The sequence below is a fragment of the Protofrankia sp. Cj3 genome (genome assembly GCF_917627355.1).
Classification (GTDB): domain Bacteria; phylum Actinomycetota; class Actinomycetes; order Frankiales; family Frankiaceae; genus Protofrankia.
In genome coordinates this window covers 3,055-4,888 of sequence record NZ_CAKJTR010000271.1, presented here as the reverse complement: position 1 = coordinate 4,888, position 1,834 = coordinate 3,055, and the positions used below count along the sequence as shown (strand labels likewise).

1 protein-coding gene and 1 pseudogene are annotated in these 1,834 nt (G+C 65.3%); one reads left to right on the top strand and one right to left on the bottom strand.

Annotated features, from left to right (window positions below):
- A pseudogene (locus MJ783_RS22095) lies at positions 1 to 478 on the top strand (hypothetical protein); the annotation flags it as partial.
- A 523-nt stretch (positions 479 to 1,001) separates the two neighbouring features.
- Here the strand turns inward: MJ783_RS22095 and MJ783_RS22090 are convergent.
- Positions 1,002 to 1,226: a response regulator transcription factor gene (locus MJ783_RS22090; RefSeq protein ID WP_239313536.1), complete on the bottom strand. Its 225-nt coding sequence runs from the start codon at positions 1,224 to 1,226 to the stop codon at positions 1,002 to 1,004.
- Positions 1,227 to 1,834: the final 608 nt, after the last annotated feature.

The window sequence follows — 1,834 nt, the reverse complement described above, 5'->3', positions numbered from 1 at the left end:
CGGCCAGACCGTGTTGTCCGGTCAAGGACGCTCGATAGTCAACGGGCTGGCCGTACCGGCGGGTGGGTGCGTCGGCGAGGCTGACCGGACCCTCAACACGTCCGTGCCGGCAGCCACCGACCTGCGCGAGGGCCAGACGACGCAGCTTCGCTCCTTCGAGGAGTCCAAGACGGACAGCCGGGTCAGAAAAGTTTTCACCGCCTGGTCAGCCTGCATGAGCGAGTCGGGGTACCACTACGCCGATCCGCTCGCCGCCGCCGGGGATCCTGCCTTCAAGGGGCCACCGAGCCCCACTCAGATTTCCGTCGCGCTCGCGGACATCGCCTGTAAGGCCCGGACGAATGTGATCGGTGTGTGGTTCACCGTAGAATCGGCGTATCAACGGCGTGCTATCGCCGCGGATACCCGTGGTTTCGCCAATATTCGTGCCGCAATCGCCGCCCGTGACAGCGCGGCCGCGAAGGTAATCAGCCCGTAGGAAGCGTCCGGCGGCCCTGCCGGCCCGGTGGACGCAGCGGCGGGGATTTCCCGTGCCACCCAACCATCGGCATCCCCAGTGCCGCGGCTGTTGACGGCCGCGGCATTCTCCGGCCAATTCGGCTGACCGGCAGCTCTGGCACCAGCTGGCACCCTCCTGCTTCAGGCCCACGGACGCCTGCCGCATTTCCCGGCTACGGCGTGTTTCGGGAGCCGGCGTTCGACCATGCAGCCGAGTCCAGGTGGTTCCTGGCAAGGCCGCGGGCCACACGGAATACGGATGAGTCGTATCGGTGTGGCCGAGAACGCGGCCAGGGGCCGCCTGGGCGTGGCGAGCCGGACAGCCAGCTTTCGCAACACGCCCTCATACGCCTGACCAGCTACCGCGAGATCGCCCGCGGGCCGCGGCCCATCGCCGCGGGCAGCACCCGTATCCCACCCATGCTGGTGAATGTCCCGCCGCCTGTCCCACCAGGACCCATCGACGGCGGAATCGAACTGGTGCCCGGTACCCGATCCCACCGTCAACCAGCTGCTGGCTGGTCTCTGGGCCAGTCGATCTGCAGGCCCAGCCGAACCAGTTCCGCGGTGTTGACAGCGCCGGTCTTCGCCCGCACCCGTCGCATGTATGTATCCACCGTCGAAACAGCGATGCCGAGTTTTCTACCGATTTGCGAGTAGGTGAGTCCGTGGGCGAAGTGCGCGAGCACATCCTTTTCCCGAGAGGACAGTTGCGCGAGCTCTGTCAAGTTCCGCCCCTTAGAGCGTGTTTGAGACCGGGCTTTCGATCAGTGAGCCGCGTCCAGGCGCCCCCTGGCAAGGCGGCAGGCCGAAGCGATACCGGATGAGTTGTATCGGTGTGGCCGACAACGCGGCCAGGGGGCGCCTGGACGCGGCGAGCCGGAATGACGATCTCAAACGCGCTCCTAAGAGCGACCGGCAATAAGAGAGTGGACCAAGGAATGGGATTGGGGCGCGTGCGTCGCGCGGCGGCGGCGGGAGTCACCCTGGCGTGCCGAAGGCCGGGATTCTCGCACCAACGACATTACGGTCATCTCGTTTATACCGCTTCATGCATAACCCTTTCGACTGGACGATCCGGACCGGCGGGAAAATCGATCACCGATCTCAACTCGCTGGCGTCGCTGCTTCTACCGGGTGAAACCACTGGAAAGCGGATCCACCGCTGCTTGCTTCGCGAGTGGCCGGCTTGGGCCGGAAGGTCCGTGCGACAGTTCATGGCCAGCCGATAATCCTGGCTCCGCGCCCCCAGCCGCCGCCCGGCCAGCTCCATCTACCGGCGGCTGTTTCTCGCATCATAACTGTACTTATACATGTTCATCATAGCTCGTGTTTG